This is a genomic window from Pseudomonas sp. RA_5y_Pfl1_P24, assembly GCF_963970945.1.
Classification (GTDB): domain Bacteria; phylum Pseudomonadota; class Gammaproteobacteria; order Pseudomonadales; family Pseudomonadaceae; genus Aquipseudomonas; species Aquipseudomonas tritici.
The window spans coordinates 1-24375 of sequence record NZ_CAXAOJ010000007.1 but is presented as its reverse complement, the minus strand read 5'-3'; the positions used below and the strand labels follow the sequence as shown (position 1 = coordinate 24375).

Annotated in this window: 21 protein-coding genes and 1 pseudogene; 1 reads left to right on the top strand and 21 read right to left on the bottom strand. The window is 61.1% G+C overall.

Annotation, left to right across the window (positions count from 1 at the left end; all coding sequences use genetic code 11):
* Nucleotides 1-184: 184 nt before the first annotated feature.
* The 16 genes and pseudogenes from dtd to hutC form a co-directional block, all read right to left on the bottom strand.
* Nucleotides 185-622 (bottom strand): D-aminoacyl-tRNA deacylase, encoded by a 438-nt coding sequence (gene dtd / locus AACY30_RS13130; protein WP_339415523.1) that lies wholly within the window; start codon nt 620-622, stop codon nt 185-187.
* Entirely contained in the window at nt 619-1590 is a 972-nt protein-coding gene (gene pip / locus AACY30_RS13125; protein WP_339438074.1) for a prolyl aminopeptidase, read from the bottom strand. Before pip ends, dtd begins: the two co-directional genes overlap by 4 nt.
* A gap of 103 nt (nt 1591-1693) precedes the next feature.
* A complete protein-coding gene (locus AACY30_RS13120; RefSeq protein ID WP_339438075.1) occupies nt 1694-2623 on the bottom strand; it encodes an alpha/beta hydrolase in 930 nt (309 codons plus the stop codon).
* Between the two features lie 38 nt (nt 2624-2661).
* Nucleotides 2662-3597: a choline ABC transporter substrate-binding protein gene (gene choX, locus AACY30_RS13115; protein ID WP_339540446.1), complete on the bottom strand. Its 936-nt coding sequence runs from the start codon at nt 3595-3597 to the stop codon at nt 2662-2664.
* A gap of 209 nt (nt 3598-3806) precedes the next feature.
* A complete protein-coding gene (gene hutG / locus AACY30_RS13110; RefSeq protein WP_339540445.1) occupies nt 3807-4607 on the bottom strand; it encodes an N-formylglutamate deformylase in 801 nt (266 codons plus the stop codon).
* A gap of 14 nt (nt 4608-4621) precedes the next feature.
* The gene (gene hutI / locus AACY30_RS13105; protein WP_339438077.1) at nt 4622-5827 is read right to left on the bottom strand and encodes an imidazolonepropionase; all 1206 of its coding nucleotides are present in this window, start codon (nt 5825-5827) and stop codon (nt 4622-4624) included.
* 15 nt (nt 5828-5842) lie between these two features.
* Nucleotides 5843-5997: pseudogene (locus AACY30_RS27455) on the bottom strand (hypothetical protein); the annotation flags it as partial.
* 81 nt (nt 5998-6078) lie between these two features.
* Nucleotides 6079-7617 (bottom strand): histidine ammonia-lyase, encoded by a 1539-nt coding sequence (gene hutH, locus AACY30_RS13100; protein ID WP_339540444.1) that lies wholly within the window; start codon nt 7615-7617, stop codon nt 6079-6081.
* 33 nt (nt 7618-7650) lie between these two features.
* Nucleotides 7651-9159, bottom strand: a complete 1509-nt coding sequence (locus AACY30_RS13095; protein ID WP_339469185.1) for an HAL/PAL/TAL family ammonia-lyase — start codon at nt 9157-9159, stop codon at nt 7651-7653.
* Between the two features lie 136 nt (nt 9160-9295).
* A complete protein-coding gene (locus AACY30_RS13090) occupies nt 9296-10120 on the bottom strand; it encodes a quaternary amine ABC transporter ATP-binding protein (RefSeq protein ID WP_339469183.1) in 825 nt (274 codons plus the stop codon).
* Nucleotides 10117-10968 (bottom strand): ABC transporter permease, encoded by an 852-nt coding sequence (locus AACY30_RS13085; protein ID WP_049710445.1) that lies wholly within the window; start codon nt 10966-10968, stop codon nt 10117-10119. Before AACY30_RS13085 ends, AACY30_RS13090 begins: the two co-directional genes overlap by 4 nt.
* 72 nt (nt 10969-11040) lie before the next feature.
* Nucleotides 11041-12006 carry an ABC transporter substrate-binding protein gene (locus AACY30_RS13080; RefSeq protein WP_339469182.1) on the bottom strand — a complete coding sequence of 322 codons (966 nt, stop codon included), beginning with the start codon at nt 12004-12006 and terminating at the stop codon, nt 11041-11043.
* 69 nt (nt 12007-12075) lie between these two features.
* Nucleotides 12076-13533, bottom strand: a complete 1458-nt coding sequence (locus AACY30_RS13075) for a purine-cytosine permease family protein (protein WP_339469181.1) — start codon at nt 13531-13533, stop codon at nt 12076-12078.
* 85 nt (nt 13534-13618) lie between these two features.
* Nucleotides 13619-15289 carry a urocanate hydratase gene (gene hutU / locus AACY30_RS13070; RefSeq protein ID WP_339427295.1) on the bottom strand — a complete coding sequence of 557 codons (1671 nt, stop codon included), beginning with the start codon at nt 15287-15289 and terminating at the stop codon, nt 13619-13621.
* A gap of 342 nt (nt 15290-15631) precedes the next feature.
* Complete coding sequence (locus tag AACY30_RS13065) at nt 15632-16192, bottom strand: HutD/Ves family protein (RefSeq protein ID WP_339540443.1); 561 nt, start codon at nt 16190-16192, stop codon at nt 15632-15634.
* Nucleotides 16189-16899, bottom strand: coding sequence for a histidine utilization repressor (gene hutC, locus AACY30_RS13060; RefSeq protein WP_173668614.1), 711 nt, complete (start codon nt 16897-16899; stop codon nt 16189-16191). The genes AACY30_RS13065 and hutC overlap by 4 nt, the downstream gene beginning before the upstream one ends.
* A gap of 147 nt (nt 16900-17046) precedes the next feature.
* Between hutC and AACY30_RS13055 the strand changes: the two genes are divergently transcribed.
* The gene (locus AACY30_RS13055; protein ID WP_339469178.1) at nt 17047-18411 is read left to right on the top strand and encodes a formimidoylglutamate deiminase; all 1365 of its coding nucleotides are present in this window, start codon (nt 17047-17049) and stop codon (nt 18409-18411) included.
* 126 nt (nt 18412-18537) lie between these two features.
* Here AACY30_RS13055 and AACY30_RS13050 read toward each other — a convergent pair whose 3' ends face one another.
* The 5 genes from AACY30_RS13050 to AACY30_RS13030 form a co-directional block, all read right to left on the bottom strand.
* Nucleotides 18538-19107, bottom strand: coding sequence for a lipocalin family protein (locus AACY30_RS13050; protein ID WP_314561686.1), 570 nt, complete (start codon nt 19105-19107; stop codon nt 18538-18540).
* Nucleotides 19108-19137: 30 nt separating this feature from the next.
* Nucleotides 19138-19392, bottom strand: a complete 255-nt coding sequence (locus AACY30_RS13045; protein WP_049710452.1) for a lipoprotein — start codon at nt 19390-19392, stop codon at nt 19138-19140.
* A 176-nt stretch (nt 19393-19568) separates the two neighbouring features.
* A complete protein-coding gene (locus AACY30_RS13040) occupies nt 19569-20579 on the bottom strand; it encodes a class 1 fructose-bisphosphatase (RefSeq protein ID WP_057008551.1) in 1011 nt (336 codons plus the stop codon).
* Nucleotides 20580-20688: 109 nt separating this feature from the next.
* A complete protein-coding gene (locus tag AACY30_RS13035) occupies nt 20689-22044 on the bottom strand; it encodes a DUF3999 domain-containing protein (RefSeq protein ID WP_339540442.1) in 1356 nt (451 codons plus the stop codon).
* The coding region (locus AACY30_RS13030; RefSeq protein ID WP_339540441.1) for a DUF2339 domain-containing protein at nt 22044-24375 on the bottom strand (2332 nt) is incomplete at its 5' end. The genes AACY30_RS13035 and AACY30_RS13030, both read right to left, overlap by 1 nt.

Genomic DNA, 24375 nt, shown 5'->3' with positions numbered 1-24375 from the left:
TGGGACAAAATGATTCCCCATGGGTTGTCGGACAAGTCTCTACCTAAATCAAAAATGGACCAAACAACGCTGATCCCCGTAGCGCGCGATTATCTAGTAGCCCGCGAGACAACGCATCAGGGACAACGAAGTATTTGTAGCGAAACCCTGCGTTTTTAGGCATTAAAAGTCGTTTTTAATACATTCACGTCTGCAAGAGGAAGGTGACAGGCCCGTCATTGACCAAATGCACCTGCATATCGGCGCCAAAACGCCCCGACGCAACCTTGCCATGCAATTGTTTCGCTTGTAACAGCAAGTGATCAAAAAGCGCCGCTCCCAGTGCCGGTGGGGCCGCTGTGGAGAAGCTCGGTCGCAGCCCGCTCTTGGTATCCGCCGCCAGCGTGAACTGCGACACCAGCAACAACCCACCGCCGATGTCCTTCAACGACAGGTTCATCTTGCCCTCGTCATCGCTGAACACCCGGTAGTTCAACAGCTTGTGCAGCAATTTGTCGGCGCTCTCGGGGGTATCTGAAGGTTCGACGGCGACCAGCACCAGCAAACCCTGATCGATTGCGCCGACGACTTCGCCCGCCACCTCTACGCGGGCGCTACGCACCCGTTGCAACAGGCCCTTCATGCTTCTTCTGGCGGCAGGTCGAGCAAGCGCCGTGCCATTTCGCTGGTCGCACGCACCAACGCATCGGTGATCCCGGGTTCGGACGCCGCATGACCGGCCTCGCGAATCACCTGCAGTTCACTGTTGGGCCAAGCCTGGTGCAGCTCCCAGGCGTTATCCAATGGGCAGATCATATCGTAGCGTCCATGAATGATGACGCCAGGCAGATGAGCGATCTTGTGCATATCACGGATCAGCTGATTGGGCTCCAGGAAGGAGTTGTTGGTGAAGTAGTGGCACTCGATCCGCGCGATGGACAGGGCGCGTTGCGGTTCGGAAAACCGCTCCACGTGCTGCGGGCTCGGGCACAGGCCCAGCATGCGCCCTTCCCAGCCGGACCAGGCCTTGGCCGCGTGCATCTGGGCGATCTGGTCGTTGCCGGTGAGGCGCTTGTGGTAAGCGGCGATCATGTCGTGGCGCTCTTCCGGTGGGATCGGCGCGATGTAATCCTGCCAGTAATCCGGGAACAGCCGGCTCGCACCGGCCTGGTAGAACCATTCGATATCCTGCGGACGGGCCAGGAATATGCCACGCACGATCAGACCAAGCACGCGCTCCGGGTGGGTTTGCGCGTAGGCCAGGGCCAGGGTAGAGCCCCAGGAACCGCCGAACAGCACCCATTTGTCGATCCCCAAATGTTCGCGGATACGCTCGAGGTCGGCGACTAGATCCCAGGTGGTGTTGTTTTCCAGACTGGCGCGAGGCGTGGAGCGACCGCAGCCACGCTGGTCGAAGGTCACAATATGGTAAAGGTTCGGATCGAAATAACAGCGGCTCTGGGCGTCGCAACCGGAACCTGGGCCACCATGGATGAAGACGACGGGCAAGCCTTCGGGGGAGCCACTTTCATCGACGTACAGCGTGTGGGTGTCATCGACTGCCAGATCGTGCCGGGCGTAGGGTTTGATCTGCGGGTACCAAGTCTGCATTGCGCGCTCCGTAAGGGGTCGGGTTCATCCCTGGGGGGACGTCTTTTATTCTGCCGTCTGGCACTATAAACCCGAATTGTGCAATGAGCATGTCCTTGCGCGCTTAGACCTGTGTCAGCCCTTCTCTCCCCAGGTACTGCAACAGGCAATCGTAGAGCTGATCCACCTCCGGCGCCTGCCGCCGCGCCCGCAGGCAGCCGTGGACCAGGCCCTTTCCTGGATAAAGTACGCTGACCACGCCCGCCGCTTGCAGGCGTTCGGCGTAGAGCAGGCCGTCGTCACGCAGTGGGTCGAACTGGGCCACAGCAATGAATGCCTTGGGCAAACCGCTGAGATCTTCGGCCAACAGCGGCATGGCGTAGGGCGACGGCTTGCCACTGCCCCGCAGGTACAGCGCCAGATAGCTCTCGGTGTCGGCGCTGCTGAGCAGCGGCGCGTCCATGCAGTCGCGGCGCGACGGCAGGTCGGATGGGCCACCCAGGCCCGGATAGATCAACACTTGGGCGCGCGGCAGCGGTTGCCGATCATCACGCAGCCCCAGGCATAACGCCGCTGCCAGATTGCCGCCCGCGCTGTCACCGATCACCACCAGTTGTTGCAGATTGATAACGTGCGGCCCTTGCCCCGCCTGGATCGCCTGCCACACCGCACGACAATCTTCGTACGCGGCCGGGAACGGATGCTCAGGCGCCAGCCGGTAATCGATGGCGATCACCAGCACCTGCAGAGCGCTGGCGAGTTCAAAACAGATGAAGTCATGGGAATCCAGGCCGCCGACGACCCAGCCGCCACCGTGTATATAGAGAAGACATGACCAACCACCCGCTGGGGCCGGCGTGAAGGGCATGTAACTGCGCACGCCCACGCCGGCCAGGGAAAAGTCCGTGATGGATAAGTTGTCGGGCGCCGGCGGGGTGAATGCCTGGCACATACGGTCGTAGGCCTGGCGCAATCCAGCAAGCGATGAGTCATCGCTGGCGAAGGACTCGGTTTTTGCGACGAACGCGGCAAGCTGTGGAGAAATCGGATACATGCGCCAATATCCCTGACACAGTTGATCGGTGCAGGTTCTCAGAGCTCCAGGCTGACGTGTACAGCTGCCACTGCGTCCGTGCCATCAAACGCCGTGACCCCGACCAGCCAGCGCTGCAGGTCCTCGGGATGATCGCGCAACCATTGCCGGGCCACGTCCTGGGGCGATTCGCGCGCCATGATCGGCACCATCAACTGGCTTTCCTGGGCGGCAGTGAAGGTGAGGTTTGCCAACAAACGGTTGGCGTTGGGGCAACGTTCGGCAAAGTCTGGCGAAGTAACGGTAGAGACGGTGGCGCGACCTTCGCTGGGGCCGAACACATCTTCACTGCCAGTGAGGTAAGCCATTTTCATGTTGATGTTCATCGGGTGCGGCGTCCAACCGACAAAGACCACGAACTCCTTGCGATTCACCGCGCGCTGCACCGCCGCCAGCATCCCCGCTTCGCCAGAGGCAATCAGCTTGAAGCCGCCCAGGCCGAAGCGGTTGGTGTCGATCATTTTCTGGATATCGGTATTCGCGCCACTGCCGGGCTCGATGCCATAGAGCTTGCCGCCCAGTTTGTCCTTGAAGCGAGCAATGTCGGCAAAGGTTTTCAGGCCGGCATCCGCTACGTATTGCGGCACGGCCAGGGTGGCCTGGGCGTCGGTGAGGCTGGGTTTGTCGAAGACTTTGACCTGCTTGGCCGCCAGGAACGGCGCGATGTTGTTGTCCATCGCCGGCTTCCAGTAGCCGAGGAAGATATCCAGGCGCTTGTCGCGGATGCCGGCAAAGATGATCTGCTGCACGGCGCTGGTTTGTTTGCTGTCGTAGCCCAGACCGTTGAGCAGCACGTCAGCCATGCCGGAAGTGGCGACCACGTCGGTCCAACTGACCACGCCCATGCGGATGTTTTTGCAGGAGGCCGGTTCGGCGGCCATGGCGTTGGCACCAATCAATAGGGCGCTGGTGAGGGTCAACAACAGTCTTTTCATGGATAAGGGCTCACTCGGCTGTTTTTAATGCACAACCCTACCCAGTGAAGCCTTGGTTGACACGACCTGTGGCGACCGGCAATTGCACTGCGGCGACTGTAAGGCCGCCTTCGCGAGCAGGCCCGCAGGTTGACCGAGTTGCAGCATAAAAATGCGGTCAAAATGTGTGTGGGCTTGCTCGCGAAGGCTATTGCTGCAGCACCGAAAATTTACCGGTAATGCGCTTGCCCCCAAGCCAGGAACCCTTCCAGCAATTGCTTCAGTACAACGTGCGTCGGCTCGGCCAGATCCGGGCGATAGCGGAACGGTTCGAACTCCTCCATATAGGTGCTCTGGCACAACTCCAACTGCACCGCATGAATATCCTGCGCCGGATCCCCGTAATGCCGAGTGATATGCCCGCCCTTGAAACGCCCATTGAGTACATGGGTGTATTGCGGATGTTGGGCGCAGATGGCTTCCAACTGGCTGGCCAGCTCGGGATCACAGGCAGCACCGTTGAACGTGCCGAGGTTGAAGTCCGGCAGCTTGCCTTCGAACAGGTGCGGGATGACCGAGCGAATCGAGTGCGCATCAAACAGCAAGGCGTAGCCGAACTTGGCCTTGAGTCGCGCCAGCTCCTCTTGCAGCGTGCGGTGGTACGGGCCCCAGACCTTTTGCAGGTAACTGGCGCGCTCCGCCTCGCTCGGTTCCAACCCTTCGCGGAACAATGGCACGCCATCAAACAGCGTCGCCGGGTAGAGGCCGGTGGTGGCGCCCACGTACAACGGCTTGTCGTCGGACGGCCGGTTCAAATCGATGACAAACCGCGAGTACTCCGCCGCCAGGGTGCTGGCGCCCAGCTCTTCGGCAAAGTCATAAAGCGTGGGGATGTGCCAATCGGTATCCGGCAGGCTTTGCGCCTCGGGGATCAATCCGGCCTCCACGGCGGGCGTCAGGCGCAGGCCGGCGTGGGGCATGCTGATCAGCAGCGGCACGCGGCCTTGTTTGAAGTTCAGAACCTTATCCACAGCAGCAGTGCTCCTTATACGGTGACATCGACGCCGTGGCGCACGACGCGTTTATCCAGCTCGCCGCCCAGCCAGTAAGCCAGGTCGGCGGGACGATCAATCTGCCAGGCAACAAAATCCGCGACCTTGCCCGCTTCCAGGGAACCATGGGTGTCGCCCATGCCCAATGCGGTGGCCGCGTGTTGCGTGGCGCCGGCCAACGCTTCTTCAGGGGTCATGCGAAACAGGGTGCAGGCCATATTCAGCATCAAGCGCACCGACAGCGCCGGCGAGGTGCCGGGGTTGAGGTCGCTGGCGATGGCCATTTTCACACCGTGCTTGCGCAGGGCCTCCATGGGCGGCAATTGGGTTTCACGCAGGAAGTAGAACGCGCCTGGCAGCAATACCGCGACGGTGCCGGAGGCGGCCATGGCGATAGCGTCTTCTTCGGTCATGAACTCCAGGTGGTCCGCCGACAACGCGTGGTAACGCGCAGCCAGGCTGGAGCCGTGCAGCGACGAGAGTTGCTCGGCGTGCAGCTTCACCGGCAGGCCAAGTTGCTGGGCGACTTTGAACACGCGCTCCACCTGCTCGGTGGAAAACGCCAGGTATTCGCAGAACGCATCCACCGCATCCACCAGCCCTTCTGCCGCCAAGGCCGGCAGCATCTCGGCGCAGATGTGGTCGATGTAGTCGTCGGCGCGGTCCTTGTACTCCGGCGGCAACGCATGAGCCGCCAGGCACGTGGCACGCACGCTGACCGGCAGCGCTTCGCCAAGGCGACGGGCGACCCGCAGCATTTTGCGTTCGTTGACCAAGTCCAGGCCATAGCCGGACTTGATCTCTACCGTAGTGACGCCGTCGCGCAGCAAACTGCGCAAGCGCTTGTGGGCGCTGGCAAACAGTTCATCCTCGGTCGCGGCACGGGTAGCGCGCACGGTGCTGGCAATGCCACCGCCCTTGGCCGCGATTTCAGCGTAGCTCACGCCTTCGAGGCGCTGCTCGAATTCGCCGCTACGGTTACCGCCAAACACCGTGTGGGTATGGCAGTCGATCAGCCCGGGGGTGACCCACGCGCCTTGCAGGTCATGCACCTGGGCGTAATCCGCCGTGGGTACCTGGCTGCGGGGGCCGATCCACTGGATGAGCGAACCCGCGGTCACCATGGCGGCATCCTCGATGATCGAGTACTTGCCCTGGGCCATGGTTGCGACGTGGCAGTGTTGCCATAGCGTTTTCATCAACGCCTCCCTAAGTTATCGATGAGACAAAGCCGCGTCGTAATGGACCTTGGCCGCTTGCCTGCCGAAGGTTTGACCCACAGCAGGCACGCGACGACCAGCAGCACGGTCATCCACGGCACGCCGTGCTTGGACAATTGTGCAAAGCCCTTGGGCGCCTGCCCTTGCTGGCGGTGTATCAGTCACACATGTATCAACTGACAGATTGCTATCGCAGGCAAGCCAGCGCCCACAAGGGTCCGGTGTCGCGCTTAAAGGCTCGGCAGCAGGTTTGCCGGTACCAACTCATTCAGGCAACGGCTGGCGAGCAGTTCGCTGGCGGCATTGATGTCCGGCGCAAAGAAGCGGTCTTTTTCATAAAACGCCACTTTGTCGCGCAGAATGCCGCGCGCCTTTTCTAACTTCGGCGAGGTTTTCAGGCCTTCGCGCAGGTCCAGCCCCTGGCACGCCGCCAGCCACTCAACCGCCAGAACGCCACGGGTGTTCTCGGCCATTTCCCACAGACGCTTGCCGGCAGCAGGCGCCATTGACACATGGTCTTCCTGGTTGGCAGAAGTCGGCAGGCTGTCGACACTGTGCGGGTGAGCCAGCGCCTTGTTCTCGCTGGCGAGTGCGGCGGCAGTGACTTGAGCGATCATGAAGCCCGAGTTGACCCCACCATTGCCCACCAGGAACGGCGGCAATTGCGACATGTGCTTGTCCATCATCAGCGAGATACGGCGCTCGCTCAGGGAACCGATTTCAGCGATCGCCAGCGCCATGTTGTCAGCGGCCATGGCCACGGGTTCGGCGTGGAAGTTACCGCCGGAAATCACATCGCCTTCAGCGGCAAACACCAGCGGGTTATCCGACACCGCGTTGGCTTCCACCACCAGCACTTCGGCGGCCTGGCGGAACTGGGTCAGGCAGGCGCCCATGACTTGTGGCTGGCAGCGCAGGGAGTACGGGTCCTGCACCTTGTCGCAGTTCTGGTGCGACTGAGAGACCTGGCTGCTTTCACCCAGCAGGTCACGGTAGGCCGCTGCTGAATCGATCTGCCCACGCTGGCCACGTGCGGCATGAATACGTGCGTCGAACGGCGAGCGCGAACCGAGTACCGCCTCCACGGTGAGGGCGCCGCACGCGAGGGCGCCGGCGAACAGGTCTTCGCCTTCGAACAGACCACGCAAGGCATAGGCGGTGGACACCTGGGTGCCATTGAGCAACGCCAGGCCTTCTTTGGCGGCGAGGGTCAACGGCGTGAGGCCGGCGACTTTCAGCGCGTCGGTGGCTTCCAGCCATTCACCTTTGTAGCGCGCCTTGCCTTCGCCCAGCAGCACCAGGGACATGTGCGCCAATGGCGCCAGGTCACCGGAAGCACCGACCGAACCTTTCAACGGAATATGCGGGTACACCTCGGCGTTGATCAGCGCGATCAGCGCGTCGATCACCTGGCGACGAATGCCAGAGAACCCACGGCTCAGGCTGTTGACCTTGAGCACCATGACCAGCCGCACCAGCGCATCGCTGATCGGCTCACCCACACCGGCGGCGTGGGACAGCACCAGGGAGCGCTGGAGGTTTTCCAAGTCTTCGCTGGCGATGCGGGTCGAGGCGAGCAGGCCGAAGCCGGTGTTGATGCCATAGGCGGTGCGGTTCTCGGCGAGAATCTGCTCCACGCAGGCAACGCTGGCTTCGATCTTGGCCGAGGCGCTGTCATCCAGGCTGAGGGTTACCGGCTGCTGGTAGATGGCCCGCAGTTGGGCAAGGCTCAGTTGGCCTGGAATCAGATTTAGCGCAGTCACATTCATACTCCTTGTGAATTGTTCTTTTGAATAACGTGTTCAGTGCAAATTAGGGAAAGCGGTGTCTTTGATCAGCTGGGCAGCGCTCGCAATATCCGGCGCCAGCCAACGGTCCTGCTCATAAGCAGGTACAACGTCACGCAGCAGGCGCCAGGCGCGGTCAGTGCCTGCACCGAAACGCTGGTCTTTGAGGAACTCAAACGCCTGGGCCGCCAGCAAGTACTCGATGGCGAGGATCTGCGTCACGTTGGCCAACACTTGGTACAGCTTGAGCGCGGCGTTGGTGCCCATGCTCAGGTGGTCTTCCTGCAGGCCCGAGGTGACGAAGTTGTCGAGCACCGCCGGTTGCGCCAGTTGGCGGTTTTGCCCGCACAGCGAGGCGGCGACGTACTGCACGATCATCATCCCGGAGTTGACTCCGGGGTTGCTGACCAGGAACGCCGGCAAGCCACTGACGTGCGGGTTAATAAGGCGGTCCAGGCGGCGTTCGGCCACCGAACCGATTTCGGCCATGGCGATGGCGAGCATGTCTGCCGCCAATGCGACGGATTGGCCGTGGGGATTGGCCTGGGACACCACGCGGTAGTGGTCCGGCGTGCCGAGCAGCAGCGGGTTGTCGGTGGCGCTGTTGAGTTCAGTCTCAATCTGCCGCGTGGCGTGCTCCACCTGGTCGCGCGCCGCGCCGTGGATTTGCGGGATTGAGCGGATGCTCAGTGCGTCCTGGGTGCGAATGCCTTTGCTGCTGGCAATCACTTCACTGCCATCGAGCAAGGCGCGCAGGTTGATACCCACGTGTTGCATGCCAGGGTGCGGCTTGAGCGCGATGATTTCTTCATCGAAGGCATCGATCTGACCGCGCTGGGCTTCGAAGCTCATGGCACCGATCACGTCGGCCCATTGCAGCAAGTGATGCGCGTCGGCCAGGGCCAGGCAGCTCAGCCCGGTCATGCATGGCGTGCCGTTGACCAGGCACAGGCCGTCCTTGGCGCCAAGCACCACCGGCTGCAAACCTTCAGCCGCCAGGGCTTCTTGCGCCGAGACGATCTGGCCGCGATAGCTCACCGTGCCAACACCCAGCAAGGCCACACCGACGTGGGCCATATGGGTCAGGTAACCCACCGAACCCTGGGACGGCACTTGCGGTGTGATGCCGTGGTTGAGCAACGCCAGCAGCGAATGCACCACCTGCGGATGCAGGCCGGACTTGCCGTGGCTGTAGTTGATGAGGGCGGCACAGATGATCGCGCGCGTCTGTTCATCGCTGAGCACCGGGCCGACGCCACAGGCATGGCTGAGCAGGGTATTGCGCGACAGTTGGCTGAGTTGTTCGCCCTTGAGCGACACATTGCACAGTGCGCCCAGGCCGGTGCTCACCCCATAGGCGCGCTCGCCGCTGGTAACGATGCGCTGCACGATGGCCTGGGCATTGTCGATGCGCGCCCAGGCTTGGCCCGACAGTTCAAGCATCGCGCCGTGGCGGGCAACGGCGACTATGTCTTGCCAGCGCAATGGCGTATCGGCGATGGTGATTTGTGTTGCCTGGGACATCTTCATACCTTCTTCATTCTTGTGCAGCTTTGCCGGCCTCTTCGCGGGCAAGCCCGCTCCCACATTTGGAATGCGTTCCCCCTGTGGGAGCGGGCTTGCTCGCGAAGAGGCCTGCCAACTCACCACAAAACCCGGGTCAGACAACCGCCGCCCGCCGCTGAACAAACCGATCCACATACTCATCCGCCGGCGAATGCAAAATCTCGCGTGGCGTGCCGACCTGGATCAGCTTGCCGTCCTTGAGGATCGCAATGCGGTTGCCTATGCGTACGGCTTCGTCGAGGTCGTGGGTGATGAACACGATGGTCTTGTGCAAGGTCTTTTGCAGTTCCAGCAACTGGTCTTGCATCTCGGCGCGGATAAGTGGGTCGAGGGCGCTGAAGGCTTCATCCATCAGGATGATGTCGGTGTCAGCCGCCAATGCACGGGCCAGGCCGACGCGCTGGCGCATGCCGCCGGAAAGCTGGTGCGGGTATTTATTTTCGTAGCCTTTGAGGCCCACGGTTTCGATCCAGTGCAAGGCGCGCTCGGCGTACACCTGCTTGGTTTCGCCACGCACTTTCAGGCCGTAGGCAACGTTGTCGAGCACGCTCTTGTGCGGCAGCAGGCCGAAGCTTTGGAACACCATGCTGATCTTGTGCCGACGGAATTGGCGCAGGGCCTCCATGTCCAGTTTCAGAATGTCTTCGCCGTCCACCAGGATCGCGCCGCTGGTAGGGTCGATCAGGCGGTTGAAGTGGCGCACCAACGTGGATTTGCCGGAACCCGACAGGCCCATGATCACGAAGATCTCGCCAGTGCCGATACTCAGCGACAGGTCATTCACGCCGACCACGCAGCCGGTCTCAGCCAGGACCTGATCCTTGGTCTTGCCCTGGCCAACCATCGCCAAGGCCTCCTTGGATCGGTTGCCGAAGATCTTGAAGACGTTTTTAACTTCGATTTTGCTGACAGTAGTCATTTGCTCGCCTCATGCCGTGGACGACCATAGGCCTGGGTAATGCGGTCGATGACCACTGCGAGAATCACGATCGCCAGCCCGGCTTCAAGGCCACGACCAACGTTGAGGGTCTGGATGCCGACGAGCACGTCTTCACCCAAGCCACGGGCGCCGATCATCGAGGCGATGACCACCATCGACAACGCCATCATCGTGGTCTGGTTGATCCCGGCCATGATGCTGGGCAATGCCAGCGGCAGTTGCACGCCGAACAGTTGCTGCCAGCGGTTGGCACCAAAGGCGTTGATGGCTTCCATGACTTCGCCGTCGACCTGGCGAATGCCTAAGTCGGTCAGGCGGATCAACGGCGGCGCGGCGTAGATCACCGTGGCGAAAATCGCTGGGACCTTGCCCAGGCCGAACAGCATTAGCACCGGGATCAAGTACACGAAACTCGGCATGGTTTGCATGATGTCGAGCAGCGGCATCAGCACCGAACGCAGGCGGTTGCTGCGCGCCGACAGAATGCCCAGCGGAATGCCGATCAACACCGAGATCACGGTGGCGACCATCATCAACGCGAGGGTTTGCATCAGCTTGTCCCACAGGCCAACCGCGCCCACCAGGAACAGCAAACCGACGATCACCGCCGTGGTCACCACCTTGCGCGTGGCGTGCCAGGCCACCGCACCGACGATCGCCAGCATCAACCACCAGGGCGCCGCACGCAGCATCCCTTCCAGGTTGACGATGGCCCACAGCAGGGTATCGGAAATGTGCCGGAACACATCACCGTAGTTGGTGACCAATGAATCCACCCAACCGTTGACCCAGTCGGCGATGGAAAACGTAAAACTCTCAGGAAACATAACGTGCTCTCGATCCAGTGGGTTGTGGCCGGCTGTCCGACCAGCCCCTTAGGGTAGCCGGACAGGCTTGACCTACAAGGCCGCGTCGATTTTCTTGGCTGCGTCTTCGCTCACCCACGCATGCCAGACTTCAGGATGTTCCTTGAGGAATATTTTCGCCAGTTTCGGCGACTCAATTCGCTCCTTGGCCATACGACCCAGGTTCTGATTCAGCAGGTCGATCGGCAGGTTGACCTTTTCCAGCACGGCCACCAGTTCCGGCGCTTGCTCGTGGAAAGCCTTGGACAGGCCGACCTTGATGCTCACGCTCTTATCCACGCCGGGTTTTTCTTCCAGCTTGACCAGGTCGACCTGGCCCATCAGCGGCGTCGGCGACCAGTAGTAAAACAGGATCGGTTCGCCGCGCTTGTAGCTCGACAGCACCGCCGCATCCAGCGCCGGGCCGGTGCCTGGGCGGAAGTTGGTGTAGGTGCTTTCCAGGCCATAGCTCTTGAGCATTTCGCTGTTGTCCAGCTCGCAGGTCCAGCCAGCCGGGCAGTTGTAGAAGCGACCCTTGGACGGTTCTTCCTGGTCCTTGAACACCGAGGCGTACTTGGTCAGGTCGGCGATGGTTTTCAGGCCTGGGGCCTTGGCTTCCAGCTTGCGCTTGGCGTCGCCTTCGATCACATAGCGCGGCACGTACCAGCCTTCGATAGCACCGACAACAGGCGCACCGACACCGACGACTTTGCCGGCCTTCTCGGCCTTGTTCCAGACCTCGCTGCGGCCGACCCACTCTTCGGCAAACACTTGGATATCGTTGCTGCTCAGGGCGCTTTCCATGGTGATGGAGTTGCCTGGCAGGCTGTCGGTTTTGCAGTCGTAGCCTTTTTCCAGCACGGTTTGCAGGATGTCAGTAAGCAACATGCCGCTTTCCCAGTTCAGGCCGGCGAATTTGACCGGTTTGCCGGATTCGCACCAGCCCGCCGCCTGGGCGCCAACGCTCGCCAGCACGCCCGCAGAGAACAGTGTGGCCAACAGGGTCTTATGCATTTTCATTGTTGTGACGCTCCCAATCTTGAAATGGATTACGGCAGTCAGTAGGCGTCCTGCCCTGTCCACGTCCTATCAGGCTTGTGCAGCCAGCCCGTTTGTTGTTGGTATAGCGCCCTGCTCTGCTGGCAGGATCAATTGATCGGGCACCGTGCCGTGCCATTTTTTCGCACACACGTAGTACAAGGCTGCGGGAAGCACCAGCCCGATGATCCAAGAGATATCCACATCACCCAGCGCAGCCACCAGCGGACCGGTGTAGAACTGGGTGGAGATAAATGGCAACTGCACCAGCACGCCGAAGACATACACGCTGATACCGAGCAGGTTCCAACGGCCGTAGCGACCGTTAGGGTCGGCCAGCGCCGGCACGTCATAGCGCTCGCGGGTAATGCAGTAGTAGTCGACCAGGTTGATCGCGCTCCATGGCGTAAAGAACGCCAGCAGGAACAGGATGAAAGACTTGAACGCGCCGAGGAATGAGTGCTGACCGAGCAACGCGATCAGGGTCGCCGTACCGACAATCACCAGCACAAACACCAGACGCTGCAGGCGCGTGACCTCCAGGCGGCCACGCAAGCCGCTGATGATGGTCGCGATGCACATGAAGCTGCCGTAGGAGTTCAGCGTGGAGATGGTGACCTTGCCGAACGCGATGCTGAAATACAGCAGCGCAGCGGTGGCGCCGGTACCGCTCAACCCCACGATGTAGGCCACTTCGTGACCGGCAAATTGCCCATTGGACATGGCCGCGGCAAACACGCCAAGGGTCATCGCCACCTGCGCCCCAATCACCGACCCCGCGCCAGCCGCGAAAAACGTCTTCACCGAAGACGTCTTGCTCGGCAGATAGCGTGAATAGTCAGCCACATAAGGGCCGAAGGCGATCTGCCAGGAGGCCGCGAGCGACACCGCCAGCAGGAAGCTGCTCCAGCTGAAGTGGCGGATTTGCAAGAGCGCGCCAACGTCGGTCTGGCCTATCAGACGGCTGAACAGGTAGATAAAGGCAATCACCCCAATGACGCTGGCGACACGCCCAATGAAATGGATCACCCGGTAACCCAGCACCGTCACCAGCACGATGACACTGGCGAAGATCAGGATCCCGACGCTGTCGCTGACACCGAACAACTGGCCCAGCGCCTGACCGGACAGCACGGTGCCGGTGGCGGTAAAACCGAGGTACATCAAACAGACCAGCACAATCGGAATAGCCGCGCCATACACACCGAACTGCACCCGGCTGGAGATCATCTGCGGCAGGCCCAGCTTGGGCCCTTGCGCCGCATGCAGCGCCATCACGCCGCCGCCAATCAGTTGGCCGATCAGCAAACCGATCAACGACCAGAACACATCACCGCCCAGCACCACGGCCAGGGCCCCGGTGACAATGGCGGTGATTTGCAGGTTGGCACCCATCCACAGGGTGAACTGGCTCAATAGACGACCGTGTCTTTCCGCTTCCGGGATGTAGTCGATCGAACGCCTTTCGATCAACGGGGTGGTGCTTGCACGTGCGTCATTTGCAACCATGGATGTTCAACCTCTGATGGATTGTTCATAAAGCCTGTGTAAAACCGCTTTTCTGTGGGAGCTGGCTTGCCCGCTCCCACATGGGTTATTTGATCATCGGGAGATTGAGGCCCTGCTCCTTGGCGCAGTCGATCGCGATCTGGTAACCCGCATCCGCATGACGCATCACCCCGGTGGCCGGGTCGTTATGCAGCACGCGGGCGATCCGCTCAGCCGCTTCGTCGGTACCGTCGCAGACGATGACCATGCCGGAGTGCTGGGAGAAGCCCATGCCCACGCCGCCGCCGTGGTGCAGCGAAACCCAGGTCGCGCCACTGGCAGTGTTGAGCAAGGCGTTGAGCAGCGGCCAGTCGGACACGGCGTCGGAACCGTCCTGCATGGCTTCAGTTTCGCGGTTCGGGCTGGCGACCGAGCCGGAATCGAGGTGGTCACGACCAATCACCACCGGTGCAGACAGCTCGCCGCTGCGTACCATTTCGTTGAACGCCAGGCCGAGCTTGGCGCGCTGGCCCAGCCCAACCCAGCAGATACGCGCCGGCAGGCCCTGGAAGCTGATGCGCTCGCGGGCCATGTCCAGCCAGTTGTGCAGGTGCGCGTCGTCGGGGATCAGTTCTTTGACTTTGGCGTCGGTCTTGTAGATGTCTTGCGGGTCGCCGGACAGTGCAGCCCAACGGAACGGGCCGATGCCACGGCAGAACAGTGGGCGGATGTACGCCGGTACAAAACCTGGGAAATCGAAGGCATTTTCTACACCTTCTTCCTGGGCCATCTGGCGGATGTTGTTGCCGTAGTCGAAGGTCGGGATGCCTTGTTTCTGGAATTCCAGCATGGCTTTGACGTGCACGGCCATCGACTGCTTGGCGGCCTTGATTACGGCAGCCGGTTCGGTCTTGGCGCGGGCGCGGTATTCGTCCCAGGTCCAGCCGGCCGGCAGGTAGCCGTTGAGTGGGTCGTGGGCGCTGGTCTGGTCGGTGACCATGTCCGGGCGCACGCCGCGCTTGACCAGTTCAGGCAGGATCTCTGCGGCGTTACCCAACAGGGCGATGGAGATGGCCTTGCCTTCCTGGGTGTATTTGGCGATGCGCGCCAGGGCGTCGTCGAGGTCCGTGGCTTGCTCGTCGACATAGCGGCTGCTGAGGCGGAAATCGATGCTGACCTGCTGGCACTCGATGTTCAGCGAGCACGCGCCGGCCAGGGTTGCAGCCAGTGGTTGGGCGCCGCCCATGCCGCCGAGGCCGGCGGTGAGGACCCAACGGCCGGTCAGGTCGCTGTTGTAATGCTGGCGACCGGCTTCGACGAAGGTTTCGTAGGTGCCTTGGACGATGCCCTGGCTACCGATGTAGATCCAGCTGCCGGCGGTCATCTGGCCGTACATGGCCAGGCCCTTGGCATCCAACTCGTTGAAGTGCTCCCAACTGGCCCAGTGCGGCACCAGGTTGGAGTTGGCGATCAGCACGCGCGGGGCGTTGCTGTGGGTCTTGAACACGCCAACCGGCTTGCCGGATTGCACCAGCAGGGTTTCGTCATCATTCAGGTTGGTGAGGCTCTCGACGATCTGGTCATAGCACTCCCAGTTACGCGCCGCACGGCCGATACCGCCGTATACCACCAGTTCTTTAGGGTTCTCGGCCACTTGTGGGTCGAGGTTGTTCATCAGCATGCGCAGCGGCGCTTCAGTCAGCCAGCTTTTGGCGGTGAGCTTGTTACCGTGGGCGGCGCGGATTTCTACGTCACGGTACTTGGTTGGCTTAGTCACAAAAAACTCCTCGGCGATTGATGCGCATACTTTGTTGGTGCGAAGTTGACTCTTACGCACACATCTCTACTTGTACATACAAGCATATGCAATCAAGCGGCCAACTTTCTAAGAGAGCTGTCGATAATTTTTGGTGATGCGTGCGCGAGCCTTTGAAATTAAGCCTTAGAGGCTTGATGAAACTTCTTACGGAAGGCTTTTGCTGCGAGGGAGGTTTGTCACGACAATGTAGTTTTGCGCCACACTGGGGCATTCAGTAACAAACTGGTGCAGGGACTGGAAACAGATTTAATGTTCCCCACAAAACAATTGTGGGAGCTGGCTTGCCAGCCCCCACATTTTTTAACCGCGTGCGGTCAGTTCGATGATGCAGCTACGGCCGGCGACGGAAATATCCAATAGGCCAGTGTTACCGTCGATTTGCAGGCAATCGTGATGCCCCAATTTCTCGTCCAGCACCTTTACCTCATCGGCAACGCTGAACACCAACACCGTCTGCGCGGTACTGAAGAAACGCTGCACACCGTCGGTCCATTGCAGCCGCGCGTGGTAACGCTGCGGCGAATAGATCAGGTTGAAATCGCGGATGGGCCCTGTGATCAATCGGCACTCCACCTGGCTGTCACCCTTGAACGCAAAAGGTTGCAGCGGTAACAACCCGCGCTGTTCTTCGCCATCCACGGTCAGCACCATGCCGGCGCCTTTGATCACGGTGATCACCCGATGGTAGCCGGCGAAGATGGAAAAACCGCCCGATTCCGCAATATCCGCAATCGACAGGCGCCAGCCAAAGCCATCCAGGTCTGCGCCGGCATCACGGGCAATTTCTTCGGTACTGCCGCCGCCGTTTTTCCAGGGCATGCGTACATAATCGGCAGCGCGCCAGACTTTTACGGAACTCATTTACTGAAACGTCCTTCCAGGCTGTGACGGGAACCGGGGTGGATCAAACGTGCGGCCGTCACCGGCTGGCGGCCCGACCAGGTGCGTCGACGGATCAACAGGCACGGTTCGCTGGGCTCGATCTGCAGCAGCTTGCATTCGGCGGCGTCAGCGAGGATCGCTTCGACCACGTGCTCGCCTTCGGTCAACGGTGCAACCTGGTTCAAGTAGGCGTAGGGCGTTTGCTGGGTGAAATCCTGTTGCAGGTATTCCGGGGCGACCAGTGCATTGACGAAACGGTCTTCGATTTGCACGGGAATATCATTCTCGAAGTGCACGATCAACGAGTGGAACACCCGCCCGCCTTCGCGCATTTCCAGCGCGACGGCGCGCTCGGAACCGGCAGCTTCTTCGCCCAAGGTGATGACTTGGCAGGTGTGTCGATGACCGCGAGAAGCGATCTCATCGGCAATGTTGTGCACTTCAAACAGCGCGGACTGGCTCTTGGGCTCAGCGACGAAGGTACCGACGCCCTGCATGCGCACCAACAAGCCTTCGGCGGTGAGCTCGCGCAGGGCGCGGTTGATAGTCATGCGGCTGAAACCCAACTGGCTGACCAGTTCGCTCTCCGACGGCACACGGTAGTGAGGCGGCCAGTTGCCGTTGAGGATCTGCTGGCTGATCATTTGTTTGACGCGGGCATACAAGGGCGCCGGACTTTCGTCCATGTGGGCAGCCAGCGAAGACTTGGCAGGCGGAGTCGGCACAGGGAATCCTTGCAGGGGAAAAAGATGCATAGATTGCCGGAGTTTACCGAGCAGGCAAACGTCTGTATATGTATATACAAATAAACACACGACCGGGGTGCCTTGATCATGTCCGCTTTCTTTGCCGAACGCGCGCTGCTGCCTAATGGATGGGCCAACGATGTACGCCTTGAAATCAGCGCAGATGGGGTGGTGACAAGAGTTGAGGCCAATGCCAGCGCAGACGCTGCAGAACGGCTGAGAGGCCCGGTGTTGGCGGGCATGCCGAACCTGCACTCCCACGCTTTCCAGCGCGCAATGGCAGGTTTGGCAGAAGTGGCCGGAAACCCGAATGACAGTTTCTGGACCTGGCGCGATTTGATGTACCGCATGGTCGGCAAGATCAGTCCGGAGCAATTGCACGTCATCGCGCGCCAGCTGTACATCGAGATGCTCAAGGCCGGTTACACCTCGGTGGCCGAATTTCACTATGTGCACCACGATGTCAACGGCCAGCCGTATGCCGACCGCACGGAGCTGTCGCGGCAGATCAGCCAGGCAGCGACCAGCAGTGGCATTGGCCTGACATTGGTGCCTGTGCTTTACACCCACTCCGGGTTTGGCGGCCAGGCACCGAATGAAGGCCAGCGGCGGTTTATCAACAGCACTGAAAACTATCTGGACCTGCAGGCGCGGCTGAAACCGATCCTGGCGGCACAGCCGGCGCAGCAGTTGGGGTTGTGTTTCCACTCGCTGCGCGCCGTCACGCCCGAGCAAATCCATGCAGTGCTGGCCGCCAGCGACAAGGCGTGCCCGGTCCACATCCACATTGCCGAACAGCAGAAAGAAGTCGACGACTGCCTGGCCTGGAGCGGAAAGCGCCCGCTGCAATGGCTGTATGACAATGTCGAGGTGGATGAACGTTGGTGCCTGGTGCACGCCACGCATGCAGATCCTGAAGAGGTCACGCGCATGGCCAAGAGCCGCGCAATTGCCGGTTTGTGCCTGACTACCGAGGCTAACCTGGGTGACGGGATTTTCCCGGCCGTGGATTTTCTCGCCCAAGGCGGACGCATGGGCATCGGTTCCGATAGCCATGTGTCACTGAGCGTGGTGGAGGAATTGCGCTGGCTCGAATATGGCCAGCGCCTGCGCGATCAAAGGCGTAACCGCCTGTATCGCAGTGATCAACCGATGGTGGGTCGCACGCTGTTTGACGCGGCGCTGGACGGCGGCGCCCAGGCATTGGGGCAGCCGATTGGCCGATTGGAAGTGGGTAAACGTGCGGATTGGCTGGTACTGGATGGCAATGATCCGTACCTGGCGACGGCAAGCGAAGACGGGATTTTGAATCGCTGGTTGTTTGCCGGTGGGGATCGGCAGGTGCGTGATGTGCTGGTGAACGGGAAGTGGGTGGTGCGGGATGGGCGGCATGCCGGCGAGGAAGAAAGTAGCCGGGCGTTCACCCAAGTCTTGAGAGATTTGCTGAGTTAATAACCCCCTAAAACACATATGGGAGCTGGCTTGCCTGCGATGCAGACACCGCGGCGCGTCTGTCACACCAGGCTGATGCTATCGCAGGCGAGCCAGCTCCCACATTTGAAAAACGGTGTTTTCGGGTTACTGCGAAGTCTTCGCCATCTGCTTGTCCGACGTGCGCCAGATCAACCGCGTGGTGTCATACCCCTGCTGCCGCGCCCTGCTCAACAGGTCTTCGCGAGTGTCGGCGCTCACCGTAGGCGTGCGCGACAAAATCCACATGTACCGCCGGCTCGGGCTGCCAACAATCGCGGTCTTGTAGTCATCGCTGACATACAGCACCCAGTAATCGCCCTTGGCAACGCCCGGCAACAGTGCGGTAAACCAGTTATTGAATTCCACCCAAAGCTTGTCAGTCTTGCCCGGCACTTGCGGCGTAGCCGTGCCCTTGGCTTCTTCCCACTTCCACTCGGTCGTCAGGCAGCGGTTGAACACCGACATGTCGCCATCAGGCAGCAATGTGTAGCGGGCTTCGGACTGCGCGCAGTTGCGCTGGAAGTACATCGGCAATCGGGCCAACTCATACCAAGTGCCCTGATAACGCTTGAGGTTGACGTTGTTCGCAGTCTTGGGTTGCAGATCATCGCCAGAATGGCTGGCGCAGCCCGCCAAAAACAGGCTGGCGCAAAGGAACAAAACAAAACGGATCATTCTTCTTCTCCCGCAGGCTCTCGCCCCGGTTTACTTCAGGCCTTGCCCGGAAAACATCAGAACCTTGTCACCGGCATATTGCACGCTGATAAAGCTGTTTTTATCGCCCCAGGTGCAGCTGGACATGCCCAGTGCGCCGGAACAGTCAGTCGGCTGACCCAGCAGTGATTCCACTTCAGCCTTAGGCATGCCAGCGGAAAGCTTCGCGTAATTTTCTTGGTTGACCTTGCTGCAAGCGGCCAACAGCACGCAAAAGGTCAGCAAGGCGAGACGACGTAACGACATGGAAAAACTCCTGGAGGGACTAAGCAGAATGGGGGTCTGCCAGAAGCTTAGAAGGGAAAAGGGGTTTCTGGTTCCCGACGAACGAAAACAAAAAAGCCCCGAAAACGCTGAAACGTTTCGGGGCTTCTTTAAGGGTGAACCGGCGCCCAAAAACGCCGATCACTTATCGCCGCAACTTACTGCTTGTGGTAAGCCGTCACACGCTCAACTTCTTCTTTCGAACCCAGGAACACCGCCACACGCTGGTGCAGGCCTTCAGGCTGAATGTCGAGGATACGCTGGTGGCCGTCGGTGGACGCGCCGCCTGCCTGCTCAACCAGGAAGGACATCGGGTTGGCTTCGTACATCAGGCGCAGTTTGCCTGGCTTGGACGGCTCGCGGCTGTCGCGTGGGTACATGAACAAGCCACCACGGGTCAGGATGCGGTGCACGTCGGCCACCATCGCGGCGACCCAACGCATGTTGAAGTTTTTCTTCAACGGGCCTTCTTCGCCGGCCATCAACTCGCCCACGTAGCGGGTCACAGGTTCTTCCCAGTGGCGCTGGTTGGACATGTTGATCGCGAATTCCTGGGTGGACGCAGGAATGGTGATGTCTTCGTGGGTCAGTACGAAACTGCCCATTTCTCGGTCCAGGGTGAAGCCTTTGACGCCGTCGCCCAGGGTCAGTACCAGCATGGTCTGCGGGCCATAGATCGCGTAACCCGCCGCGACCTGTTCGGTGCCTGGCTGCAGGAAGGCCTTTTCGTTCAGGGCCTCGTTCTGGCTCAAGTACTCGTTAGGGCAACGCAGTACCGAGAAGATGGTGCCGACGGGAGCGTTGATGTCGATGTTGGACGAGCCGTCAAGTGGGTCGAACACCAGCAGGTACGCGCCTTTCGGGTATTTGCCCGGGATCTGGTAGGCATTGTCCATTTCTTCGGACGCCATGCCGGCCAGGTGACCGCCCCATTCGTTGGCTTCGAGCAGGATCTCGTTTGAGATGACGTCGAGCTTCTTCTGCACTTCGCCCTGCACGTTTTCAGTGCCCATGCTGCCCAGGACACCACCCAGTGCGCCTTTGGACACGGCGTGGCTGATTTCCTTGCAAGCACGCGCCACCACTTCGATAAGGAAGCGCAGATCGGCAGGCGTGTTGTTGCTGCGGGTCTGCTCGATCAAATAGCGACTCAAGGTAACGCGGGACATGTAAGGCTCCGGAGAATGGGGGGCTTGAAAACCCGCGCAGTTTAGCGCGAGTCGGGGCGTATTTCCTCCTATCAGAGGATTTAAACCCAATAGAGTTCATGGACTTTATTTAACGTGCCACCGGCGGCTTGCGCAGCAAACTGTAGGCCATGGCGCCCAGTGCCGCCACGCCGAGCAGTAACACGGCCCAAAGCCCGAGTTTTCTCCAGTTCGTGCCGGCATCGGCAGCCGCTACGATCGGCGGCGATGTCACGGCGACTTCCCCGGCGACTTTCGCTTGTCCCAATGTCTTGAGACGCTCGGCGCTGTAGTCAGGGATCAGGGTCGAAAGCGCAAGGTTCGCCGCCTTGACCGACGCATTCCCCAGCGCCAGTGTAAACGGCGGCTCGCCCCGGGCCAGGAACACCAACTGCGTGGCGCGCACCGCAAAACGCAGCGCTGGCGCTTCAATGCCCAGGCCGCCGCCGCGTTCATCCACTGCCAACTTGAGTTCGGCGACCGTTTGGCCCGGCAGCTGCAATTCATCCTGCACCACGTCCTGGCCATTCTGGGTCAGGCGATACAGCACGCCATTGCTCAGGGGCTGCCACGCCTGTTTGCTGTCCCTACGCCCCGCCAGCGTAACGGGCGCCAGCGTGTTGGCTTGCTTCAATTCGATGCGCAGCCGCTCGATGCTCAGCCCCGCGGGCAACTGCCAGCTGTATTCCCCAGCCTTTAACCGTGTACCCGCCAAGGGTTGCGACCACACCAACGGCATCGGCAGGCTGCTGCTGGTCGCGCTCACCAGCTTTGCCGAGGTCAGCAGCGGCGCCGCCTGGCCTTGCCAGACAAGGCGCAGGTAACGCGCCGATTGCCCAGGCAAGTTCACGTCATGCTGCTCGACCCGCTCGTCGGCGAATGACAAGCGCGCCACCTGCCCATCGCCCCAGGCTTGCCAGTGCTGCAAGTCATCACTGGCCTCAATGCTGAAACGCTGGAAGCCCTCTTGCTCGCGGCTCCAGTCCAGACTCAATTGCTGCAACGGCGCCTTGATCGCACTGGCGTCCAATACCCAGCCGCGCAGCACTTGCTTGCCGGGTTTTGGCGCAGCGGACGGTTTTATTTCCACCAGGGTGCCTGTGGTGGAGGCTTTCATCACCACGTCGGGCAGGGCTTGCTGGGTGTCGGCGGCGTACAGCGGGAACCACTTAACGTCGGTGACGTTGCGGCTTTCGGTGCGCTGCGAAGATTGGCGCGACAACGCATAGGCCTGCGGCTCGCCGGCGGCGTTGAACACCCGCATATCGCTGAGATCAGCCTGGCGCGCGCTCAATTGCACGGCCAGTGGCAGTTCCAGGCGATACCAGGGCCCGCTGCCGCTCACGGCCAGCGGCACATGGGTGGTGAAGTCGGACGGACCTTCCTGTGCAAAGGCTGCCGAACACGCCATCCATACCGCCAAACCACTCAGTTTCAGCTTGCCCATCAAGAAGACGCTCCCTCGGTTTCAGTCACAGGTTCAACGCGTTTTGGCGGCAGCGGCGCAAAGTAGCCCACCACCAGCAACAACCCGCCCACACCGATAAACGACACAATCCGCGCCAGGCCGCCACGGTTGCTCAGTTCGACAAAGAACAGTTTGGCCACCACCACCGCAATCAGCGCCGCGCCGATCAGCCACACTTCGCGACGATGGCGCAGGTGACCGCCGATCATCAGGCCAAGGGCAATCAAGGTCCAGACGATCGATAGGCCGGCCTGCACCAGCATCGACGCCAGCAACGCATCCAATTGAAACGGCACGCCGCCCCAATGATGAGCGGTGCGCATCACCAACGCCGTAAAGAAGGCGAACAGCGAGACACCCGCCACGCCCTGGGCGATCAATTCAATACGCGGCCCACGCTCAGGCGCCGCACTGCGCGACCACAGGTAAATGCCCAGCAGCGCGAACAACAAGCCCAGATCCAACGGGTTGAGCAGCGGAACATAAGGCAACGGCTCGGCCGTGCCGTCGCTGAAGCTGTTCGCCAGCCAGAACCACCCCAACATCAGCACTGCCAGCGGTAGCGCGGCCAGCACACGGTATTCCCTTGGGTACGCCGACACCGGCCATGGCCAACGGCGTGGCGCGGCGGCCAGCACCAGGTACAGGCTTGGCAGAATCGCCCAGCCCAGCCAGCGCCAGGCGTTGTACTCGCTCGACAGCACCAGCAGGCCGTAACGCACCTCCAGCGCCATCACGCCGATCAGCATCCAGCAGCCCACTACGTGCGCCGCGCTCAGTACCTTGGCCGGAACCACCGCCGCCAAACGCCGCAGCGAGATGAAATGCACCACGAACACCGCTAACCAAGCCAGCCAACCGTACTGCGCCGCCGGGTGGTAATAGGTATGCGCAGACACCAGCAACACCGCACCGGCCGCCGGCATCAACAAAGTGCAGAGCATGCCCAACGACGCCCAGCGCAGTCGCTCGGACAGAAACGCCCAGATCGCCACGCTTACCGCTGCGATGCCCAACAAAAACGAGCCCTGCAGTGCTTGCGGGATAAACCGCAACACTTCACCGACCAATGCCAGCGTCCACCAGGCCGCGCCCCACACCAGCAGCACGTCGGACAGGCGCTGCAGTTTCAACACGGCAAACACCGGCGCGTGGGGTTTGCGCTGCAAGCGCCAAGCACCGACCAGTGCCGCCAGGCCCAGCACCATCGGCGTCCAGAAACCGCTGTGGGCCAACGGACGCAGGCCCTCACGGGTCAACGGGCCAAGCAACTCCGGCACCGCCAACAGGAACGAGCCGCCGCCGATCAGTTGCAGCAGCAAGCCGAACACAAAGCTGACGCGCTGTTGCAGGTGCAGGCTCAGCCAGATGATCAACAAACCGCTGGCCGCCCATACGCCGCTCGCGCGCTCCCAAGGCAAGACGAACAGCACCGCGAGATTAATCAGGACAAGACCCGCCAGCAGAACCACCGACAAACCACGTAACAGCCGTACATCGGCGCGCACCCTCTCATCGCGCGCCGCCAGGAGCATGCCGCCAATCAACGCCAGGCCGATCAGCGAGGCCGTGAGCAAGCCACTCCACCCCGCATTAAATACCGCCGCCCCGTCACCGCCCTGCAAGCGCAGCAGGAACAACGCGCCGCCCAGCAACTGCACGGCGAATGCGCTGAACAGGAAGGTCCGCGAACCAATGCGCAGGCCGACGAACAGGGTCACCAGGCCGGCGATTGCCCAACTGACAGCCGTGCCTTGAGTATTCAGCAGCAAGGGTGCGAGCAGGTACAAAAAGCTCAAGCCAAGGCTCGCCAGCACGGGCAGGCCTTTGCGCTCCAAATCAGTCGCCTGTTCGGAGGGTGTCTTGCGCAATTGATCAAAGCTGAACAGCAACGCCGCGCCCAGCAACAGCGCACCCAATGGCGCGCCGGCGAGCAAACTATGTTCGCCGAGGTGCAGCTCACGGAGAAAAGCCAGCGCCGAACCCAATTGCAGTAACACGCCAAATGCTCGCGCCAGTGGCCGCTGTTGACGCAAGCCGAGCCAGAAAATCCCAGCGCCCTCCACCGCCCAGGCCGCAGCCGTCCAGCGCGCATCCAGCCCGAGGGGAATCGCCAGGCTGGCGAAGATCACACCCAGGGCCAGGCAGGTCTCCGCCAACAGCAAGGCGCGCCCGCCGCTCAGCAGCCGAGCCAACCCCATGTAGATGACGCCCAAGCCCAGCGCGCTGAAGGCGGCGGCGAATTCCACGCGCTGCACCAGCGCGAACTGCAAGCCAAAACCTACCAGCGGCGGACCGAACAACATGCTG